Source organism: Chloroflexota bacterium (genome assembly GCA_020161265.1).
In the GTDB taxonomy this organism is placed as follows: domain Bacteria; phylum Chloroflexota; class Chloroflexia; order Chloroflexales; family Herpetosiphonaceae; genus Herpetosiphon.
The window spans coordinates 143,222-163,833 of the sequence record JAIUOC010000009.1; the positions used below are offsets into that span (position 1 = coordinate 143,222).

General features: G+C 51.1%; 16 protein-coding genes. 7 read left to right on the top strand and 9 right to left on the bottom strand.

Going from position 1 to position 20,612, the window contains the following annotated elements:
- Positions 1–13: 13 nt before the first annotated feature.
- Positions 14–1,237: a glucose-1-phosphate adenylyltransferase gene (locus LCH85_20065; protein MCA0354294.1), complete on the top strand. Its 1,224-nt coding sequence runs from the start codon at positions 14–16 to the stop codon at positions 1,235–1,237.
- 198 nt (positions 1,238–1,435) lie between these two features.
- Here LCH85_20065 and phoU read toward each other — a convergent pair whose 3' ends face one another.
- The 7 genes from phoU to LCH85_20100 all read right to left on the bottom strand — a co-directional run bounded on the left by phoU (position 1,436) and on the right by LCH85_20100 (position 9,764).
- A complete protein-coding gene (gene phoU, locus LCH85_20070) occupies positions 1,436–2,119 on the bottom strand; it encodes a phosphate signaling complex protein PhoU (GenBank protein MCA0354295.1) in 684 nt (227 codons plus the stop codon).
- A 90-nt stretch (positions 2,120–2,209) separates the two neighbouring features.
- Positions 2,210–3,007 (bottom strand): phosphate ABC transporter ATP-binding protein PstB, encoded by a 798-nt coding sequence (gene pstB, locus LCH85_20075; GenBank protein ID MCA0354296.1) that lies wholly within the window; start codon positions 3,005–3,007, stop codon positions 2,210–2,212.
- Between the two features lie 3 nt (positions 3,008–3,010).
- A complete protein-coding gene (gene pstA, locus LCH85_20080; GenBank protein MCA0354297.1) occupies positions 3,011–4,261 on the bottom strand; it encodes a phosphate ABC transporter permease PstA in 1,251 nt (416 codons plus the stop codon).
- Positions 4,261–5,202 carry a phosphate ABC transporter permease subunit PstC gene (gene pstC, locus LCH85_20085; protein ID MCA0354298.1) on the bottom strand — a complete coding sequence of 314 codons (942 nt, stop codon included), beginning with the start codon at positions 5,200–5,202 and terminating at the stop codon, positions 4,261–4,263. The genes pstA and pstC overlap by 1 nt, the downstream gene beginning before the upstream one ends.
- Positions 5,203–5,323: 121 nt before the next feature.
- Positions 5,324–7,282 carry a PstS family phosphate ABC transporter substrate-binding protein gene (locus LCH85_20090; GenBank protein MCA0354299.1) on the bottom strand — a complete coding sequence of 653 codons (1,959 nt, stop codon included), beginning with the start codon at positions 7,280–7,282 and terminating at the stop codon, positions 5,324–5,326.
- A 158-nt stretch (positions 7,283–7,440) separates the two neighbouring features.
- Positions 7,441–7,680 carry a hypothetical protein gene (locus LCH85_20095; protein MCA0354300.1) on the bottom strand — a complete coding sequence of 80 codons (240 nt, stop codon included), beginning with the start codon at positions 7,678–7,680 and terminating at the stop codon, positions 7,441–7,443.
- A gap of 107 nt (positions 7,681–7,787) precedes the next feature.
- Positions 7,788–9,764, bottom strand: coding sequence for a tetratricopeptide repeat protein (locus tag LCH85_20100; protein ID MCA0354301.1), 1,977 nt, complete (start codon positions 9,762–9,764; stop codon positions 7,788–7,790).
- Between the two features lie 215 nt (positions 9,765–9,979).
- Between LCH85_20100 and LCH85_20105 the strand changes: the two genes are divergently transcribed.
- Complete coding sequence (locus LCH85_20105; protein MCA0354302.1) at positions 9,980–13,366, top strand: carboxypeptidase-like regulatory domain-containing protein; 3,387 nt, start codon at positions 9,980–9,982, stop codon at positions 13,364–13,366.
- Between the two features lie 95 nt (positions 13,367–13,461).
- Complete coding sequence (locus LCH85_20110; protein ID MCA0354303.1) at positions 13,462–16,080, top strand: clostripain-related cysteine peptidase; 2,619 nt, start codon at positions 13,462–13,464, stop codon at positions 16,078–16,080.
- Positions 16,081–16,158: 78 nt separating this feature from the next.
- On the opposite strand, the gene LCH85_20115 is transcribed toward LCH85_20110, so the two are convergent.
- Positions 16,159–16,731 (bottom strand): hypothetical protein, encoded by a 573-nt coding sequence (locus LCH85_20115; GenBank protein MCA0354304.1) that lies wholly within the window; start codon positions 16,729–16,731, stop codon positions 16,159–16,161.
- A 15-nt stretch (positions 16,732–16,746) separates the two neighbouring features.
- The gene (locus LCH85_20120) at positions 16,747–17,331 is read right to left on the bottom strand and encodes a hypothetical protein (protein ID MCA0354305.1); all 585 of its coding nucleotides are present in this window, start codon (positions 17,329–17,331) and stop codon (positions 16,747–16,749) included.
- 174 nt (positions 17,332–17,505) lie between these two features.
- Between LCH85_20120 and LCH85_20125 the strand changes: the two genes are divergently transcribed.
- The 4 genes from LCH85_20125 to LCH85_20140 all read left to right on the top strand — a co-directional run bounded on the left by LCH85_20125 (position 17,506) and on the right by LCH85_20140 (position 20,599).
- On the top strand, positions 17,506–18,453 hold the full coding sequence (locus LCH85_20125; GenBank protein ID MCA0354306.1) for a dienelactone hydrolase family protein: 948 nt from the start codon (positions 17,506–17,508) through the stop codon (positions 18,451–18,453).
- Positions 18,454–19,104 (top strand): metallophosphoesterase family protein, encoded by a 651-nt coding sequence (locus tag LCH85_20130; protein MCA0354307.1) that lies wholly within the window; start codon positions 18,454–18,456, stop codon positions 19,102–19,104.
- Between the two features lie 305 nt (positions 19,105–19,409).
- Positions 19,410–20,150, top strand: a complete 741-nt coding sequence (locus LCH85_20135; GenBank protein MCA0354308.1) for a hypothetical protein — start codon at positions 19,410–19,412, stop codon at positions 20,148–20,150.
- 116 nt (positions 20,151–20,266) lie between these two features.
- Positions 20,267–20,599, top strand: coding sequence for a hypothetical protein (locus tag LCH85_20140; GenBank protein MCA0354309.1), 333 nt, complete (start codon positions 20,267–20,269; stop codon positions 20,597–20,599).
- Positions 20,600–20,612: the final 13 nt, after the last annotated feature.

Below are 20,612 nucleotides of genomic sequence, written 5' to 3' on the forward strand. Positions count from 1 at the left end.
GGGAGTGTTGTATATGCGTGTTTTAGCTTTGATTATGGCTGGTGGTGCTAGCCCTTCGTTGAGCGCCCTAACCGCTGGACGAGCCGCTGCCGCCACGCCATTTGCTGGCAAATATCGAATTATTGATTTTACGCTTTCGAATTGTGTTAATTCGGGCATTTACGATGTGGGCGTGCTTTCGCAGCACCAGCCGCGTTCGTTGCACGAGCATATTGGCGTAGGCAAACCATGGGATCTCGACCGCTTGCAAGGTGGTGTGCGCGTCTTGCACCCCTTTCCCACGCCTGATGGCGGCGGTTGGCAACGCGGTACTGCCGATGCGATCCGCTACCATCTTGATGTGATCGAAGAACGCCCCGTTGATTATGTGATGGTCTTGGCGGGCGATCACGTTTATAAAATGGATTATCGGCCTTTGCTCGATTTACATATGCAGCGCGGTGCAGATATTACCTTGGCGGTGCATAGCGTGCCACCACATGAGGCTTATCGCTATGGCATGGTTTCGGTCGATGGCGAAGGTCGCGTGACCAAATTCGAGGAAAAACCGCGCCGTACCAGTAGTGCCTTAGCTTCAATGGGCGTATATGCCTTCCGCAAGGATTATCTGGTCGATCTGCTGTATCGTGATCAGGCGGTCGATTTTGGTAGCGAAATGTTGCCGCGAATCGTCAATGAAGCCAATGTGTGTGCCTACACCTTCAACGGCTATTGGGCCGATGTTGGCACGGTGCAAGCCTATTACGAAGCCAATATCGCCTTGTTGGCCGAAACTCCCGCGCTGGATTTGTATGATCCTGAGTGGGTGGTGCGGACTCGTTCGTTTGAACGGCCTGCCGCCCAACTCGGAGCCGCAGCGCGGATTGAACGCAGTTTGCTCTGCGATGGCTGTCGCGTCGATGGTCATGTATCTGGATCGGTAATTGGCACAGGGGTTGTAGTTGGCGCAGGTGCAATTATCCGCGACTCGGTAATTATGCCCGATAGCGTGATTGAGCCAGGCGTGGTGCTCGATAACTGTGTCGTTGATAAACAGGTGGTAATTGGCCGTGATTGCCGCATTGGCGAAGGATCGATTGGCACGCCCAACGCTGCCCAACCTCAACTGCTCAACACTGGCTTGAGTGTGATCGGCAAAGCCGCCCGTATTAGTGCTGGCCATACCATTGGCCGTAATGTGGTGGTTACCGCGCGGACTTTTGTTGACCAAGATTTAGCCAGCGGCGAAACCTTCTAACCAAGCAGTTAACCACGAAGAGCACGAAGAACACCAAGTGCAGGTTCATCAAATGCCAGAATGATGAACCACTGCCAGAGAATCAACCAAACTACCTTTGTACGCATCATGTTCTTTGTGGTTAACCTAGCAATTCAAAAGTAAAGCGCCCGCAGATCCTTTGTTTGGGATCTACGGACGCTTAGTGGTTAAGCAATTTTAGGCCTGCGGTTTGTCGGCCTCATCCTTGCGTAGCCGATGTTTGTCGATGATGCCTGTGGCAATAAAGCTGGTGCGCTCGCCAATGTTGATCGTGCGGTCGGCGATGCGCTCAAGGTTGTGGGCAATCCATAAGTAATACATCGCTCGCTCAACATGGTCGGGCTGGCTGCGCATCGTGGCGAATGTCCAGGCCAACACTTCGCGATACAAGCCATCAATCTCGTCGTCGGAGTGTTCGAGGCGTTCGGCAGCTTGGGGATCACGCTCGTGCAAGGCATCAAGTGCATCGCGCAGCATGGCTTGGGCTTTCAAGGCCATGGTTTTGATTTGGGTTGGTTGCTGCAAGGCTGGCAATTCGATACAGCGAATCACCAACTCGGCGATCCCCTCGGCATAATCGCCAATCCGCTCAAGCTCCGAGGCTAGCTCCAAAAACATACTGACCACCCTCAGATCACGAGCCATTGGCTGTTGGCGGGTAATCACGCTCAGGGCGTTGGTTTCAATTTGGTAGCGTAAATCGTCAATCACATTATCGTTGGCGATAATTTGGCGGGCAAAAATCGGTTCGTTGCGTTCAAGCGACCACAAAGCATCGCGAACGGCCAAAGAAACCCGATTGCCCATATCACGAATCTGGCCTTCTAGCTCGGCCAAGGCATGCAGAAAATGTTCGCGCATTCGATACCTCGTGGCCACATGGTGGCAGATATACAAGAGCAACGAACATTGTCCGTTGCTCATTGCTCGCTATTGCAGCTAACTGGCGGATTAACCGAAGCGTCCGGTAATGTAATCTTCGGTGCGTTTGTCTTTGGGGTTGGTGAATAAATCGCCAGTTGGGCCATATTCCACCAACTCGCCAGCGCGTTGATCGTTCATCAAGAAGAAGGCGGTGTAATCTGAGGCGCGAGCAGCTTGTTGCATATTGTGGGTCACAATCGCAATCGTATAGCGTTGGCGCAACTCCATCATCAGTTCCTCGATTTTCAAGGTGCTGATCGGGTCGAGTGCCGAACATGGCTCGTCCATCAAAATTACTTCTGGCTCGACCGCCAAGGCGCGAGCAATACACAAGCGCTGTTGTTGACCACCAGAAAGCGCCAAACCACTTTCCTTCAACTTATCTTTGACATCATCCCACAAGGCTGATTGACGCAAACACCGCTCAACCAAATCGTCCATTTCGCTCTTCGTGCCCTTCCAACCGTTGATCCGTGGGCCAAAGGCGATGTTATCGTAAATGCTTTTGGGAAAAGGATTGGGCTTTTGAAACACCATGCCGATGCGGCGACGAACTTCGACCGCATCAACATCGCTGGCATACAGATTTTGCTCGTGGAACAGCACTTCGCCTTCGACCCGTGCGCCATTGACCAGATCGTTCATGCGGTTGAGCGAGCGCAGCACCGTGCTTTTGCCACAGCCTGAAGGGCCGATCAGCGCGGTAATTTTGTTGCGTTCGATATTCAGCGAAACATTGTTGATGGCGCGGAATGCTCCATAGTAGACATTCATATTGCGCACAGTCAAGGTATAGTTGGCAGTGTCAGTTTGTTTCTCGGTCATGGCTTAACCTCGTTTGCTGAAGCGATTGCGTAACAAGACGGCAATGGCATTGAGCGATAGCAACATCACCAACAACACCACAATTGCTGAGGCCGCAATATGGGCAAATTCTGGTTGTGGTCGCGATGTCCAGTTGTAAATTTGAATTGGTAATGCGGTAAATTTGGCAAATGGGCCATCAGGATCGGTCACGATAAAGGTCGAAGCGCCAACCACAATCAAGGGGGCGGTTTCGCCAATTGCCCGTGAAACGGCCAAAATTGTGCCAGTAAAGATCCCTGGCAAGGCGTTTGGCAACACATGATGCCAAATTGTTTGCCATTTGGTCGCCCCAAGCCCATAGCTAGCTTGACGCAACGACAATGGCACAGCGCGAATCGCTTCTTGGCCATTGATAATCATAATTGGCAAAATCAGCAACATCATGGTGAGCGAAGCAGCGACGATTGTGCGGCCATTGCCACTATCAGCGCCGAAGATTCGCCCGCTGGTCAGTGGCTCAAGCGTGCGCACAAAAATCACCAAACCAAGCATCCCATAAATAATTGATGGCACACCGGCCAAATTATTGATATTGGTTTGAATGATGCGGTTAAAGCGATTGTCGGTGGCATACTCTTCGAGGTAAATTGCTGCGCCAACCCCAATTGGGAAGGCAAACAAAATCGTGATTGCGATCATCCACAATGAGCCAAGCAAGGCCGTGCGCACCCCAGCGCGAAGCGGGTCGCTCGACATTGGGGTGGTCAAGAAGCCAGCGGTGAGCCATGAACGGAATTCAAGCTTGGCTTCGGGAAACTCGCTGGCCACTTGGGCATCGATCGCAGCCTTGTTGAACCACGAATCGCGCAGCGTCCAGGTTTCGAGGGTTTGAGGCTTTAACACCCGCTCAATCACCAAATCGTAAACTTCGCTATCGCTACGGTCGGCCATAGGCTTTTCGCGCTCTAGGGTACGAAAGGCGTTTTTGCGCATATTATCTTGCAAGATGACCACTAATTCATCTTTGCTAAGCTCATCAAGCGGCTTATCGCTGAGGGTTGCTGGATCAACTGCATATTCGGTGGCAACATAGCCAAAGACTTCATTGACCACGTTGTAAATCAACAAACTTAGGGCAATTAAGCCAATAATCGTGGCCGAAAGAAAAATGGTGCGCCAGATTGCGCCAGTGCGGCGACGGCTAGCAACATTGCGGCGCGCCGCTTCACCTTGAGGCAACCCTGATTTAATCTCATCATTCAGTGTTGTCATTATTCGTATACCTCACGGAAGCGGCGTACCAAGCGACGGCTGACCATATTGAGACCGAGGGTCATCAAGAACAGGGTCAAGCCGATGGCAAAGATACTGTTGTAGTCGATGCTGGCATAACTTAAGTCGCCACCGCTGATCCGTGCGATGTGGCCAGTCATGGTTTCGGCGGCTTCGAATGGATTGAAGGTAAAGGTTGGTTTAGCACCAGCCGCCACCGCCACAATCATTGTTTCGCCAACTGCCCGCGAAATTGCCACCACAAAGGCCGCAATAATCCCCGAAATCCCCGCTGGCAAAACGACTTTGATCGCCGTTTCGAGGCGGGTTGCACCTAAGCCATAAGCCCCTTCACGCAGGGCGCGTGGCACAGCACTGAGCGCATCTTCACTCATCGACGACACCATGGGAATGATCATAATCCCCATCACCAAGCCAGCCGAAGCCATGTTGTAGATATTGACATTGGCCTCACCAAAGATTGCCTTGAGGACTGGTGTCATAAATTTGAGCGCAAAGTAACCATAAACCACGGTTGGCACGCCCGCCAAAACTTCCAAGATTGGCTTGAGAATGCTGCGAGCGCGGCTTGAGGCATATTCGCTCAGATAAATTGCCGCTGCGAGGCCGGTTGGCAATGCAATAAACATTGCGATGGTTGAAGTGAGCAACGTTGAGAGCAGCAAAGGCAAAATCCCAAATTCATCAATTTGGGGTGACCAAACCGTGTTGGTCACAAATTCGACAATGCTGACTTGGCGAAAGAATGCAATTGATTCTGAGCCAAGCACAACCACGATCCCGATCGTTGTGAACATCGAAAGCACACCGCAAAAGAGCAAAAATCCTTGGATGATGCTTTCACCAAGGCGCGGCTGCTTTTTTAGGCTAAACGGGCGAGTTGTCTCACGCTGCGAGGTCGTAATACGACGGCTATCCATACCAATACTCACCTTATCGTCCATTGAAACCTCCCGGTTTTGAATCGGGGTTTGTGTAGGTCAACAGGCTGCGGAGCCGAAACTCCGCAGCCTGTGCCATGGTACCATAAACCCTTGGTGCTTACTTGGTTGCGTCGAGCAGGTTTTGCTTGGCTTCGTTCAATGCTTCTTCACTCGCTGGGAAGTAGCCCACTTCGAGGATAACTTCATTGACGTTGGTCAAGTAGTAGTTGATAAAGGCCGCGACTTGAGCTTTTTCAGCCAAAATGTTCTTGGCTGAGTAGATGTACAACGGACGAGCCAACGGATAGCTGCCATCTTCGGTGGTGGCTTCGGTTGGTTCCACACCGTCAATCGTCAAGGCTTTGAGCTTGGCTTTGTTTTCGTTGTAGTAGGCATAGCCAAAGTAGCCGATCGCATTAGCATCGCCTTCGATCCCGGTCACCAAGACGTTATCGTCTTCGCTCAACTGTGGGTTGGCACCCAAGATGAACTTCCCTTCTTTAGCGTAGAAGTGTTCGACGAAATAGTCGAAGGTCCCGCTATCGGTGCCTGGGCTGTAGAGTTTGATTGCTTCAGCAGGGTAGCTGGCATCAACTTGGTCCCAAGTTTTGTAGGTGCCTGAGAAGATATCGGCGACTTGGGCTTCGGTCAAGTTGCTAACGAAGGTATTTTTGCTGCTGACCACCACGGCCAAGGCATCGGTACCGACGCGGAACTCAACGACTTCACGGCCTTTATCGGCACATGCTTTGGCTTCTTCATCTTTGATTGCGCGGCTGGCGTTGGCGATGTCGGTTTCGGCAGCAGTACAGAAGCGCTCGAAACCTGCACCCGTACCGATGCTATCGATCGTGATGTTGCCAGTATAGCCGTCTTCGGTGAAGATTTCAGCCACGGCTTCGCTCAACGGATAGACCGTTGATGAACCAGCACTCACGATATCGCCTTGAATTGCAGCAGGATCAACTTCTGCCAAAGCGACAGCGCTACCAGTGTTGGTGTTGCTGCTGCTGCCACCAGTCAAGGCATTGACCAATGCATCTTTCGCTTCGCCCAACGCTTGGTCGCTGGCTGGGAAGTAGCCCACTTCAAGAATAACATCATTGACATTGGTCAAGTAGTAGTTGATGAAAGCAGCAACTTGAGGCTTTTCAGTCAAAATATTCTTAGCTGAGTAGATGTACAACGGACGAGCCAACGGATAGCTGCCATCTTCCGTCGTGGCTGCGGTTGGTTCGACACTATCAATCGTCAAAGCTGTCAGCTTGCTCTTGTTTTCGTTGTAGTAGGCATAGCCGAAGTAGCCAATTGCGTTGGCATCGCCTTCGATCCCCGTCACCAACACGTTATCATCTTCGCTCAATTGTGGGTTTGCACCCAAAATGAATTTTTCTTCTTTGGCGTAGAAGTGTTCGACGAAGTAGTCGAACGTTCCGCTATCCGTGCCTGGGCTGTACAGTTTGATCGCTTCAGCTGGGTAGCTGGCATCAACTTGGTCCCACGTTTTGTAGGTACCTGAGAAGATGTCGGCGACTTGGGCTTCGGTCAAGTTGCTAACGAAGGTATTTTTGCTGCTGACCACGACGGCCAACGCATCGGTACCAACTCGGAACTCGACGACTTCGCGGCCTTTGTCGGCACATGCTTTGGCTTCTTCATCTTTGATTGCGCGGCTGGCGTTGGCGATGTCGGTTTCGGCAGCAGTACAGAAGCGCTCGAAACCTGCACCCGTACCGATGCTATCGATCGTGATGTTGCCAGTATAGCCGTCTTCGGTGAAGATTTCAGCCACGGCTTCGCTCAACGGATAGACCGTTGATGAACCAGCACTCACGATATCGCCTTTAACCGTTGCTGGGTCAACTTCTCCACCAACAGAAACTTCAGCGGTTGCTTCAACTGAAGGAGTTGCAGCAGCTTCAGTGGTGGGGGCAGTAGTAGCAGCAACTTGGCCAGTGGTGGCGGTAGCTGGTGCTGTAGTGGCTGGTGCAGTGGTTGGAGTGCTGTCGCCGCCACATGCTGCGAGCATTGTCAGCAACATGATTGAGGCAAGCATTAAACTCAGCAGTTTCCGCATGATCTGGATTCCTCCGAAAAAGATATTTCTGTAAGTTGCAAATTGAATTACGTGCATCACGTAAGAGCAGTCTAAATCGCTATACTTAAACTGCTTTGATCGCTGTGTTAAGTTCCGATTAAATGTTAGTACAATGCTGAGTGCGGTGGATTGGCGCGTTAAACGTCAATTACATTTAACCCATAATGATGCAGAAATTCACGCACCGAAGCCGTATCGGGCAAGGCTACAACTTGGCGCATTTCTGAGCGCGAAAGCACCACTTCAACCGCTCGAATACTGCCCCGTTGATCAAGATAGGCATGGCGGCCAAGTACCGGAGCATCAATTTGCCAGCCTTGTTGCATGTGGTAGCGCACGAGTTCCAAGCGTTTGGTCGCATCGTCTAGGTGAACCATAAGCGATCAAGCCTCCGTGATGCGCAATTGCGCAATTCAACGCCGTTAGACTTGATCAGACCATGTTTGGGTTATGCTGAGGTTAATCGTTGGTCAAATTATGGCGATTAAGCTTCGTTGGCCTTCGATTGAGGTAGTTGGTAGCTGGTGGAACGACCATCACCAGAACGCACTAAAACATTCCGCTCCACCAAATCATTGAGATCGCGGGCGGCTTGTTTGGGCGAAATTTGGGTTAACTCACGGTAATCACGGTTGGTAATCGATGGATGTTGTTTGAGATAATCGAAAATTCGCTGCTGACGCTCATTTAATTCGATCGTTGGTGGGTACAGGCCCGGGTAGTTTTCAGCCAAGCCATGCAAATCGTTTAACAAGCGATCAAGGCCACTCGATTGAGCCAATTGAATCGCCTCGGCATAGTAGTGGCGCATCAGTTGGCTTTGGCCAAGCTCAGCATAGGCTTCGGCCAAATCGTAGCAAGTATTGGCTTGCCAATTGTGGTTGTGCATGGCCGCAAAAATCTGATAGGCCGCCAGATAATGCTCGACCGCGAGGGTAAATTCTTGCATCCAAAAGCAACATGCGCCGATGCTTTTTTGACATAGGCCTTGCATGCGCCGATTGCCCGTGCGATCAGCCAAATTCAGGCTTTGCTCAAAATAATCAAGCGCTTGCGAGTAATGGCCCAAATCAAGGTAATCGTAGCCTAAATTATGGGCGATATGGGTCATGAGTAAACTATGGTTCACTTCATTGGCCGCCAACCATGCCGCTTGATGCTGGTTGATCGCCTCAGCATGCTCGCCCCGATGAGCGTAGAACATCCCACGGGCGTTAGCCAGCTCGGCCCAAGCCCCGCGATCAAGCGGATCGATCAAGCTAGCGGCTTGCTCAAGGCTGGTTTGGGCTTGCTCAAAATCACGCTGATCCTGAAACCACATCCATGCTTGCTCCAAACAAACCCGATAGCGCAAGGGGTCGTTGGGTGCGGCCCGTTCTAAAATCGCGATGCTATAGTTGAAGTGGGCTTGCGCTTCCATGGTGCTTTGCGAACGAAAAGCCTTGCCCCGCTTGTAGTAGGCCTCGGCTTTGAGCAATGGCTCGTTGGCGGCCAAAGCTGCTTGATATTCACCCAAGGCGGTTTGGACATCGTTCATGGTCATGGCTACATCGCCACTGACCAACTTCAGCCGAAACCACAGCTGTGGTTGTTGAATATCGTGGGCTTGAATCTGGGCCAACAATTCACGCAGTGCGCGACCCTGCAAATTATCAACAATCGTTTGATGCTCAGCGATGACCAGACTAGCTGCTTGATCGTAGGCTTGGGCTTGAACCCAATGTTGAATTGATTGGAGTGGCTCGCTTGGTTGCAGCAACTCCGCTAATTGTTGATGCCAGCGGCGGCGTTCGGGAGCGCTAATTTGGCTTTGTAAAAAGGATCGCAGCTTTTCAACCAAACCCAAACTCTCACTTCTAATCAGGCCATAATCGGCTAATTGTTGAATTGTGGGTTCGGCAATAGCATTTAATTCGAGCCAATGCTCCAGCCAACGTTGGGCTAGTGGTTGCTGATTGAAAGCCAGCATTCGTGCAAGGGTTTGTTCCGCAACCGTTAATTGCGGATACAATCCAATAATCGCATGGTTAGGAATCGTGGTGCTTGGTTGCTGTAATTCTTCGAGCAGCAATTTTGCCAAGCTTTGCACTGCTTGGTTGCGAATTGGATAGATTGTTTGCTCGACCACGCCCATGGCCTCGGCGAGATCGGCAATTCGCAAGCCTTCGATATAAAAGCCTGCCAACACGTTGTATGGTCGCCAAGGCAAGGCTAGCCAATGGCGCTCACCGTGGGGGCGAATCCGCTCAATCAGCCACCACAACAGTGCTTGAACTGCTCGCCCAAGCTCAGCCGAACCTTGGGGCGTATCAGCAACATACCAACGTTCGATTACCCGGCAGGTTGCTAAAGGCGAACTCGCCAAAAACAACACATCACCCTCACGAGCATGGCGCAAGGCTTCCGCCAGCATTTTCTCAATCGTTGCTAGGTTGTAGGCCAACAAGTCTGGCTGATTCATGGTACATCCTTGTCCAAATTGCGGCTGCTCCTCACTCCTACCGCATACCCCGAACCATTGGCTAATCAGGTCATGAGACGAATCGAATCGCTTAAAAATAGCTAAAAACGCTAGAGCTTTTTTGATTGAGTTAGGAATGGCTGACTGCGATACTAAAACCAGCTTCCACTACGTCCCCGCCATTGTCACGTTCCACCCCGTGTAAGGAGGATTGTATGTCGTTGGTTCTACGTCGGTTTGGCATGATCGCATTTATGGTCATGTTTATTTTAGCATTAGCGATTGGCAGTTCTGCCAAGGCCGCTCCGTTGGCCGATGATGTGAGCATCGATCTTGGCGATGCACCCTCATCAAACAACAATTTTGGTTTAATGATGGATGCCTATAGCGGCGTGCCTGCTAAGTATCCAACCGTCTTCTCGACTGTGCCGAATGGCCCTTCACACATCTTGGCTAAGTTGATTCACCTTGGCCCCGGCGTAAGCCAAGAGGATGAGGCTGATAGTGGTTTTGATGCTGATGGCCCAAATAACATCGACCCCAGCGCCAACACCCCCGACCAAGATCGCTATGATAATGCCTTCCTCAGCCCATTGGATATCAATAGCTTGCCCAACTGCCAACCAACCCAACTGCGCTACCAAGTGACAGTTGACCCAAGCTGGACTGGTGGCACAATCAAGCTGTATACCAACTTGTGGTTCGACTGGGATCGCAGCGGCTATTGGGGTGGAGCAACCTTCAATTGTGCCAATGCGACCACCACTGAATGGTCAGTCCAAAATGATGTGAATGTGATCACTGGCCCTGGCACCTATATTTTCAGCACCTCGGCTTTCTTGCCAGTCAATACCAATAGCAACAAACCCTTGTGGATGCGGATTTCGTTGAGCGAAACACCTGCAACCAATGACGATGGTCGCGGCCCAGCCAATCGCTGGAAATATGGCGAAACCGAGGACTACCTATTAACCGGTAGCGATGAGCCAACCCCAGAACCAACCAAAACCTTTACCCCAACTCCAGTCCCAACGCGGACGTTTACCCCAACCCCACCACCAACCCGCACCTTTACCCCAACGCCAACCAATACGGCGACGGCTACCTCAACTAATACCCCGCCACCAACGCGGACATTTACTCCAACGCCAACCCCAAGTGGCAATGATATTATCTCCGATCTTGGCGATGCGCCGGATTCGACCAACCACTTCTCAACTGGTATGTTGGCCTATGCTCCAGCGACGGGTGCTCGCTACCCGACCGTGTTCGACCCCAGTACAGGCTTGCCTGAAGGCCCATTGCACTATGATGCCAAACAAGTTGTGCTTGGCAACCTCTCAACCTTTGAACGCGAGGCGGATATTGGCCCCGATGCCGATGGCGTGAACAATATTCAGCCAAGCACCAATTTACCCAACCTTGATAAAGCTGATGATGCCTTCTATTTGGGCGTGCCCACGGTCAACAGCTTTATTCCCGCCTGCCAAACCGAGGCTCTTGACTATCAAGTAACGGTCAACAGTGTTCCATCAGGTGTCACACGCCTGTATGTCAACGTCTGGATTGACTGGAACCGCAGTGGTTTCTGGGGTGGTTCAACCCAATGTAATGGTGGCTTGGCCAATGAATGGGCCGTGCAAAACCAAATGATCCCTGTGGTAAGCGGCAACTATGTCACGCCCAATTTCTTGAGTGGGATTCAAACCAGCAATTTAGGCGATATCTGGATTCGGATCACGATCAGCGATAGCCCAGCAACCAACGATGATGGCCGTGGCCCAAGCAGTGGCTGGAAATATGGCGAAACCGAAGATTATCTGCTGCGCTATATCACCAACCCAACGCCAACCCACACGCCAACTCATACCCCAACCAATACGCCAACCAATACCCCGACTCCAAGCCATACCCCAACCCCGCTGCCAGCAATCAGCGATTTGGGCGATGCTCCTGATTCAAGCAACAATTTCGCGGTCAATATGACCACCTATGTTACTGGCGTGATTGCCCGTTTCCCAACCGTCTTTGGTGGCCCCGCGCCAATTGGCCCCTTCCACCGCGATGCCCGACGCTACCACCTTGGCCGAGGTGTAACCTTCGAAAAAGAAGCTGACATTTCGTTCGACATGGATTATACCCATAACATCTCACCAACCCTCAACATGAACGACCAAGATCGGGCTGATGATGGTTTGGTTAGCCCACGCACCTTGCAGGCGTATCAAAACTGTAGTGCTACGCGGTTTACATACACCGTCACCAATAATACTGCATCACCTTTGACGGTCTATTTCAACTCATGGTGGGATTGGAACCGCAGCGGCAATTGGGGCGGAACCTTCCAATGTCCCAATGGGCTTTCCAATGAATGGGCGGTGCAAAATCAAGTGATTGTACTGGCTCCTGGGGTCAATACCTTTACTACGCCTACGTTCTTCCCCTACCATCCACCACAACGGGCTGGGATTTGGTTCCGCATGACGGTTAGCCCAACACCTGCCAGCGCCGCTGATGGTCGTGGGCCAAATGCTGGTTGGGAGTTTGGCGAAACCGAGGATTATATCTTCATGCCCGATTTGGGCGATGCGCCGGATAGCAATAATAGCGCAGGAGCCAGCATCCTCGCCTATTCGCCAGCAACTCAAGGTTTCTTCCCAACGATTTTCAACCGTGTGCCAGCCGCTTTGCCCAAAGGCCCATTACACCAAAACTTGGGCATGCCGTATATGCTAGGCAAATCGTTGACCGCTGAAACTGATGCCGATATTGGGCTTGATGACGATGCCACAACTAATATTCAAACAGCGCTGAACCGGGGCAATTTTGATCGCGCCGACGATACCTTTGCCGGTGGTCCACCGACTGCCAATAGTTTCGGCCACTGCCGCGCCAATACTTTGCCTTATACCGTGCGTTTGCCCAATAATCCAGCCCCAACTGGCTCGATGGTCGCCTATGTCAATGTCTGGATCGATTGGGGCGCGAATGGGCAATGGGGTACAAACTATGGCTGTGTCGATTCACTTGGGATTACGCGGGTAGCTCGCGAGTGGGCTGTCCAAAATCAGGTCGTCAATCTTAGCGGCCCAAATGTCTACAACTTAGTAACGCCAGTGTTCTATTCATATCAACCAACCTTGCCATTCAAGCCAGTTTGGCTGCGGATCACCATCAGCAACACCCCGGCAACCGCCGCCGATGGTCGTGGCCCAAACACTGGTTGGGAATACGGCGAAACCGAAGATTATCAATTGAAGGTCTTGTTGACCCACGTGGTTAGCGGCCATGTCTTTGATACTGCTGGCTTGCCACTTGTTGATGCCAATGTCTACTTGTATCGCCGTGGTACTGCTGGCAATCCAGCTCCCGAGTTGGTTGCCAGTGCCCAAACCGATGAACAAGGGTTCTACGAAGTGAGCGGCGAAGCCAATGGTGAATACTTGATCTTCGTCGAGCAAGCGGGCTACCAATCAATTTGGTACAAAGATGCCGCCACCGCCGACCAAGCTCAACCGATCTCAGTCGATGAGCCTGGGGTCAATCGAATCGATGTTACGCTTGTGCCAAACGGCGAACCAGCGCCAACCTACGAAAAATAAACGGCACTGCTAGCCAATTCAAACAATGAGGTTACCGACGCTTGCTCAGCCAGTTTTGGCTTGGGCAGGCGTTGGCGTTTGCGGAGGATTATCCCATGGGAACACGTCTGCTGCGGTGCTGCTTGCTGATCGGTCTATTGTTAAGTGCCATGCTTCCGCCAATCGTGGAGGCAACACCGAAAGCAGCGCCATTGGTGGCCATTTATATTTTGGCCTACGATAATCGGCTTGATAGCACGATGAATTTAACGCCCTATTATGATGCAACTCTCACTAGCATCACCAATGCCACTGTTGGCCAGCCCGATCTCACGGCGATTGTGTTGGCTGATTTGGCAGGAATGAATGATACCCATGTGCGGGTTGTGCAGAATGGCAATGTCAATACCTTGATTGGCTTGCCCGACTTTGATGGAATTATTGATAGCAACCTTAAAGAATATGATGTGACCGATGGCAAAACCTTGGGCGGTTTTTTATTGTGGGCCAAAAGCAGTTACGTTGGCCAAAACTACACCTTGAGCTACATTGGCCATGGTGTGCCAATTATGCCCGATATCGAGATTTCAACCCTCAGCCAGCCCGAACGCCCAGCCAGCAGTGTCAATCTGCCACCATTGCCCACCCGCATTGGGGCCAATGCCGATGTGACCGATCACACGCTGACCACGAGTATCAGCGGCTATAATGCGCTTTCGCCCAATGATTTGGCTTTGGCCTTGGCAATTGCGGCTCCGGTTGGCCCACGCTTGGCCGTGCTCGATGTGTTGATGTGCTTTGGTGGCTCGATTGAGGCCTTATACCCACTTGCACCGTATGCTGAATATCTGACTGCCTCGCCCAATTATGCCTTTTTCGACCCAACGATGCCTGGTAATGCGCTATTTGGCTTGAATAGTAACCCCAATCCGCTACAAATGGCCCAGCACATCCTCAATAGCTACCATAATCAACTGCCAAGCAGCGATCATCCACGCATTTTAAGCGTGATCGATGCCGATCAATTAAACAATCTCAAAACGACGTGGGATAGTGCTTCGAACGCAATCTATGCCAACTTGCTCAATCCCAGCCAGCGCGAAGTAACTCGCACAGCCTTGTTTAACGCCTACCTTGAGAGCCGAAAATACGATTTGACCTATTGTGAGCCAAGCGACTGGGAGCTGAATGCGCCCGATGGCTTGGTCGATTTGCGCAGTTTTGCCCATGGCTTGAGCCAAAGTTTCGCCAATCTCAATCCGCAAGTTGCTAGTTTTGCTGCGCAAACCCGCGATCGGATTCGCAATAGCAGTGGTAATCCAATGGTTGTGGTTTATCGCTTGGTGGATAACGATTTTCCATGGTTCGACCCAACGCCAACCCAATGGATTTTTGATGGCCCTAACCAGCTTGGGATTGACGATGATGCCGCTGGCTTAAGTTTATATGCCGATTTGCAAGGTCTTTCGGTGGCGGGAGCAACCGAATTAAGCTGGCAGGCCCATTGGTATCACGATGATGATACCCAGCTCGACAATCCGCATCCGTTGGCATTTTTAGCCGATGTGACTCATCGCAACGGCTGGGATGAAGTGTTTCAGGAATATTGGCGCGATATTGAGGTACAAACGGCGTTGTGTACGCCCAGTTTACCTGCTGCCCGCGATCAATCGACTCCTCGCGCCGATATCAGCGTGAGTCAATTCAACCCTACCGATAGCAACTTGGCGGTCAACGAATCAATTCGTTTGAGTGTTATGCTGAATGCTAGTCGCGCAGTGCAACGTAGCGATCTCTGCTTTGAGGTTGTTTTGAATGGAACCATTGTATTTACTGATAGTTTGATGTTGACCAAACTTGAGGCAGGGAGCCAACGAATCTTTGCCCAAAAAATTTGGCAACCAACCAACGCTGGTGTTTATAGCTTGCGGGTCGTTGGCGATGGCGGTCAGCATGTGCAAGAAAGCAACGAAAATAATAATGTGCTTACCCGCTCGCTAAATATTGCGCCAACCGTGCCGCGCCGTCCGATGTTAAATGCGACAACACTCAATAATCTGCAATTATCGAATAGCCCAACCGTTACGCTGAAAGTCCAGCAACAAGCGGGCAGTGGTACACCAGTTTCAAGAGTGATTATCCAAGCCTATCAATATCAGGGCAATGCTGCCAACCCACGCTTGCAAACACCAGTGCTACGGGCTACTACCACGATTAATCAACCAAATTTACCAACAGTACAATTAAGCGTAGCAGGCTTAGATCCTGGCGCGGTGGTCTTGTATATTTGGGGCTATTCGAGCAATGGCTATAGCTTGATTCCGGCAATCGTGCGGCTAAATTATGCGCCATTGCCCGCAATCATCAGCCAAAACCAAAAACATATCTATCGATTTAGCCTCAAGCGCGACCAAGCCCAAGCCTTTCGTTTACAAAGCCAACTTGGTAATAGCAATTTGCACGCTTGGGAGCCACATATCTGGACAGCCCCAACTCAGCAATCAACCAGCCTTGGATTGGATCAGATTAGCTATAACCCAACGCCATTAGCTGGCGAATACATCATACAAGTTAGTAGCAGTGATACTAGTCGCTATCTGTTTACGGCGATACCCAACCCGCCAGCAGGTCGCAACCTTGAAACGATCACCAGTAAACAACCACGGCCAATTTTTGAGGAGCCAATTCCATTTTTGCCGACTGATCAGATGTTTATTCCAGTAGTGCAACGTTAATGGTTGACTCAACCACTCGCCAATAAAAAGCCCCTCGCTCACTGTAGTGGACGAGGGGTCGTAGGAAACCAACGAAGGTTATTCGGCGCTAACCAAACTGCCGCCACGCGCCATCCCTTTGGCAATCCGCACGGGATCGCCGTTGTAGAGCATGGTCAGCGGGCCAGCCATAGCGCTAAATCGTTCGCTGGTAATTTGCCATTCGTGCATACGGCTGCCACCAAGGTAAATCGGTGAGCCAGCGCGGAGCCAGCCAAACAAATTGCGCATCAAATCGAGCACAGTTTTGGAGCCAAGCTGAAACGGCACCAACATTACCGCCAATGACCATGGCTCAGTTGGAAAACCATCGGGGTCGCGCAATTCGTCAAGTTCTTGCAAAACTGTAGCGTGGGCAAATTGGGCCAACGCTTCGCTGGCCGCCTGCCAACGATCATACTCGCTGGTGATCAGCACCAACTGACCATCGGGAATTTGCCGCGCCAAATGCACCGCCAAATCGACCAGTTCATCACCAAACAAAATAATCCGATCAGCTGGTGATTCAGGCACAACCAAGCCTTTGAAATGCGGAGCAACCAATGTTGCATATTCGTTGCGCCGATCAGCTCGGTTCTGTTCACGCGCACCACGTCCCTTTTGACGGGTCATGAAAACTCCTTAAACTTATTGTTGTTGAGCAAGTAAATTAACTTCCAGCCGAATTTCCTCAGCAGGAATTTCGACAACCATGGTTAATGCGGTTGGATTCTTGATCGGCAAGGTGAGATCAAGCGTTGTGTTAGCGTTGGGCGGCAAATTGGCCGCTGCATCGCCTTGGGCAGCATAGACCGTGCCCGATTGGTCGGTAAAACGAAAGGCCGACAAGGGCACGCGCAATTCTTTGCTACTAATATTGGTAACCAGGCCTTTAATTTGTAGGCCATCGCCCACTTGTTGGAGCGATTGAATATCAACTTTGAGCTTATTGTTGGTGACCACAGGCGTAATTGGCACAACCGCCTCGCCGCCTTGAAGCCGCGCAATTGCGGTTGAACTCCACTCCTGCACGGGAGCAGGCAAAGGCAAAATCGGTGTACCAAGATCTTGGCTGGCCACCTGAGTGGCGTTGGCTTCGGCAAAACGACTGCGAAGCGTTTGCTCACTATCAGGATTACAAGAACGAGTTGAAACCAAAAAAATTAACACCAGCCCAATAATGACCCCGATCAGCGCCGGGTGAGGGCTATTGACTCGCTGCGAAAACATCATCAACCTCCAGCACAATCGTAACGAGTATTGTACCGCGCTTTTAGCCAAACATAATCATCCAGGTAATAACCCAATCATAGGACAAAAATCCATGTTTTCGTTCAGGGCGATTAACGCTACAATACGAGCATCGCTCCCCCGCGTAGTGATTTTGGCAAAAGGAGTTCCACGGCGATGAGCTTCGAAACATACGACGACCTCTTTGAAGTGGTATCTGAGCTTTATACGGCTCAAAAATATCGCGAAACGCTCGATTTACTTGATGTAGAGGGAGCGAAATTTCCCGAACACGCATCGATGATTGCCTATCTGCGCTCGTGTATGGCCGCACGGATTGGCCTGCCCGAACATGCAATTCAAATTCTCAGCGAGGCCGTGGCCCGTGGTTTTTGGTATGGAGCCGAAACGATTCGTCAAACGCCTTCGTGGATTAGTTTGCAAGGCGACCCTGAGTTTGAGCGCTTGGCAGCGGTTTGTTTTCAGCGCCAAATGGAAGCAGTCAAAGATCCCAAGATGTATATTTTGGGGCCAGATGAGCTAGGGCCGTATCCGCTGTTTTTTGCCTTGCACGGCAACGGCGATAACAGCATGCACACCTTATATGGCTGGAATAATCTGATCGATATTGATTGGATTTTGGCTGCGCCGCAATCGGCTCAGGCTGAATCATCCGATGGCTATGTGTGGAACAACCAATCGGCGGCCTTGCGTCAGTTGGTGCAGCAATTCACCGATGTTGGCAACGAATACCAAGTTGACCCTGAGCGGATTATCTTGGCGGGCTTTTCGATGGGCGGCGAAACGGCCTTACGCCTAGCCTTGATTGGGCCAATCGAAGCGCGTGGCTTTGTATTGCTTGGTCCAGGCGGCCCGACCATCGACGACCCTGAGGAATGGTTGCCGGAAATTCGCGAAGCCAAAGGCCGCAATTTGCGCGGCTATATTTTGGTTGGCGAACATGATCGCACGATTCCCCACGACCAAATCAAACGCATGGTCAAACTATTAAATGATAATGGAATTCCCTGCGAGCTGGAAATTATTCCAGGCTTGCGCCATGCCTACCCCAGCAATACCTTGGAATATTTACAACGGGCTTTTAATTTTATTGGGGTTGCCTAAATGCGTTTAGGGTTGTTAGCCGATATTCATGGTGATGGTGTCGGCTTTCAACAGGCCTTGGCTTGGTTTGAGTCTCAAGCGATTGAGCAAATCCTGTGTGCTGGCGATGTGGTTGATCGCGGGCCGGATGCTGATGCGATTGTTCAAGTGCTGATTGCTCGCTCAATTCCTTGTATCAAAGGCAACCACGAATTCACCTTGCTGCGCGAGCATAGCCGTTGGAGCCAAAGTAGCCAGCGCGAACGCCTCGCTAGTCGGGGCCGAATCGTCACCCAAGCCACTTTAGCGTATATTGCTGCGCTACCAACTAGCCTCCGTTTACAAGTGGAGCATCGCAGTTTGGTGCTAGCTCATGGTGCACCCTGGAGCGATGTCGTAGATATGTTGCCAGAGCGCCGCAACGTCAAATGGCAACGGCTGGTACGCGAACATCCCAATGATCAGATTATTGTGCTTGGGCATACCCATCGCCCGATGCATGTGCGCTGCGGCCATCTGACGGTGCTCAATCCAGGCTCGGTCTATGGCGTAACTATTCGCGATAGCCACACCTGCGCCATCTACGACACCACCAGCGACAACCTGACCCTCTACGATTTGCGCAGCCAGCAAACCCGTATTTGCTCTGTGGTTGAGGTTGAATTGAGCTAAATAAGAGTTATAAATCGCAACCACGAAGAGCACGAAGAGCACGAAGAATGATTAAGATAAGCATGCAACCCCATGTTAAGTTCATCAAGCAACCATTGCTCACCACAGATTACGATTGAGTGTGCAGCTTGGCGAATTCCGACAAACCAAAAAACTAAGGTAGTATGACTTCATTTAGGTAAAGTCGATTTTGTTAACTTAGGCTGTTATCTCGATTCTATGGTAGACGAGACAGATAGCTATGTTCAAGTGACAATTAAGGCTTGGCGTGATTTTTGAATAGACAATAACTGGAGAGAAGCACGATGCAGCTTGAGCATTACCCCAGCCGAGAAACCACCATCGAACTCCCATCACTTGCGCTCCTTACGGCTCCAGACGATCAGCGCTCGATTGTTGGCATGGGTACAGTCTTGCGCAAGGTTGATGGCAGCCAAGCAATCATCGGCGTGATCGCGTTTGACCAGCTCTATTTAATTGTTGATAAAAAAGTTGTGCCCTTCATACCCACCTTGTCTATTCGCCACGAATCGGGAACATTTATGGGCAAGCTGAGCATCAACGCTGGCGCAACCAAGCTCATCCAAACGCGCTATTGGAAATCACGCCCAGCGATTGTGGCCGCTATCGATCCGGTTTACGATCAGATTGATGATACTGAACAGAACTTTTGCAGCTATCTAGCCTCCTGCTATGAAGACCTAAGTTGGCGAAAATGGGTGTATGAGCGCTATCAGCCAGCCAAAGAACCCATGAATAACACGCTGAATGAGGCCTTAGAATATTTATTGAGCCGACTATCGCCGCATACCCCACCAGTCTTTTTTGCCGAAATTATCGACCAACTCTGTTGGCTCGTCGATGGGCAGCGCGTAAGTCTGTATCAGATCATGCGCGACTGGCTCCATTCCGATGAGAAGGAGAAGGTAAAAATTGCCCTCACCACGAGCGAGGCGTTCTTCCTTGGATCAAATGCCGCCGATCAGGCAGTTGTCGCTCGAATTATTGAGCGCTGGCCCGACCTCGCACCGTTGTGTAGTAAATAGCGTCAGTGGGAGCGCAATAAACGCTAGCAGTACTCCTAGCTAGCTAAATTTCCGAATTATGAGAAAAATAATGGCTAGGAGCAAGAGCCAGGGTAGGTAGCCAAAAAGGAGAGCTGATGAGTATGACCATGGATGCCGCGATTGACGCGCTATTTGACCACTTAGCTGCGCAAACACCAGTTGAACTTCTTGCTGAAATCCTTGACGACGTAGGCTGGCTGATTGATGATCCGACCATGGATCTGCATCGGACGATGCGGGGCTGGCTGATTGGCGATGAGCTTAAAAAAGTCAAGGTCGCCTTGTCCATGCAATCAATGGCCTTGCTAGAATCGGATGCCGAGCGCCATGCTATCGCTGAACAGCTTGTGCGTCGTTGGCCCGAACTTGAGCCGCTGTGCCGTAGCTCGCCGCAACTACGGACGACAACACTCTCCAACCATCGATAACGACGCTGGTTTT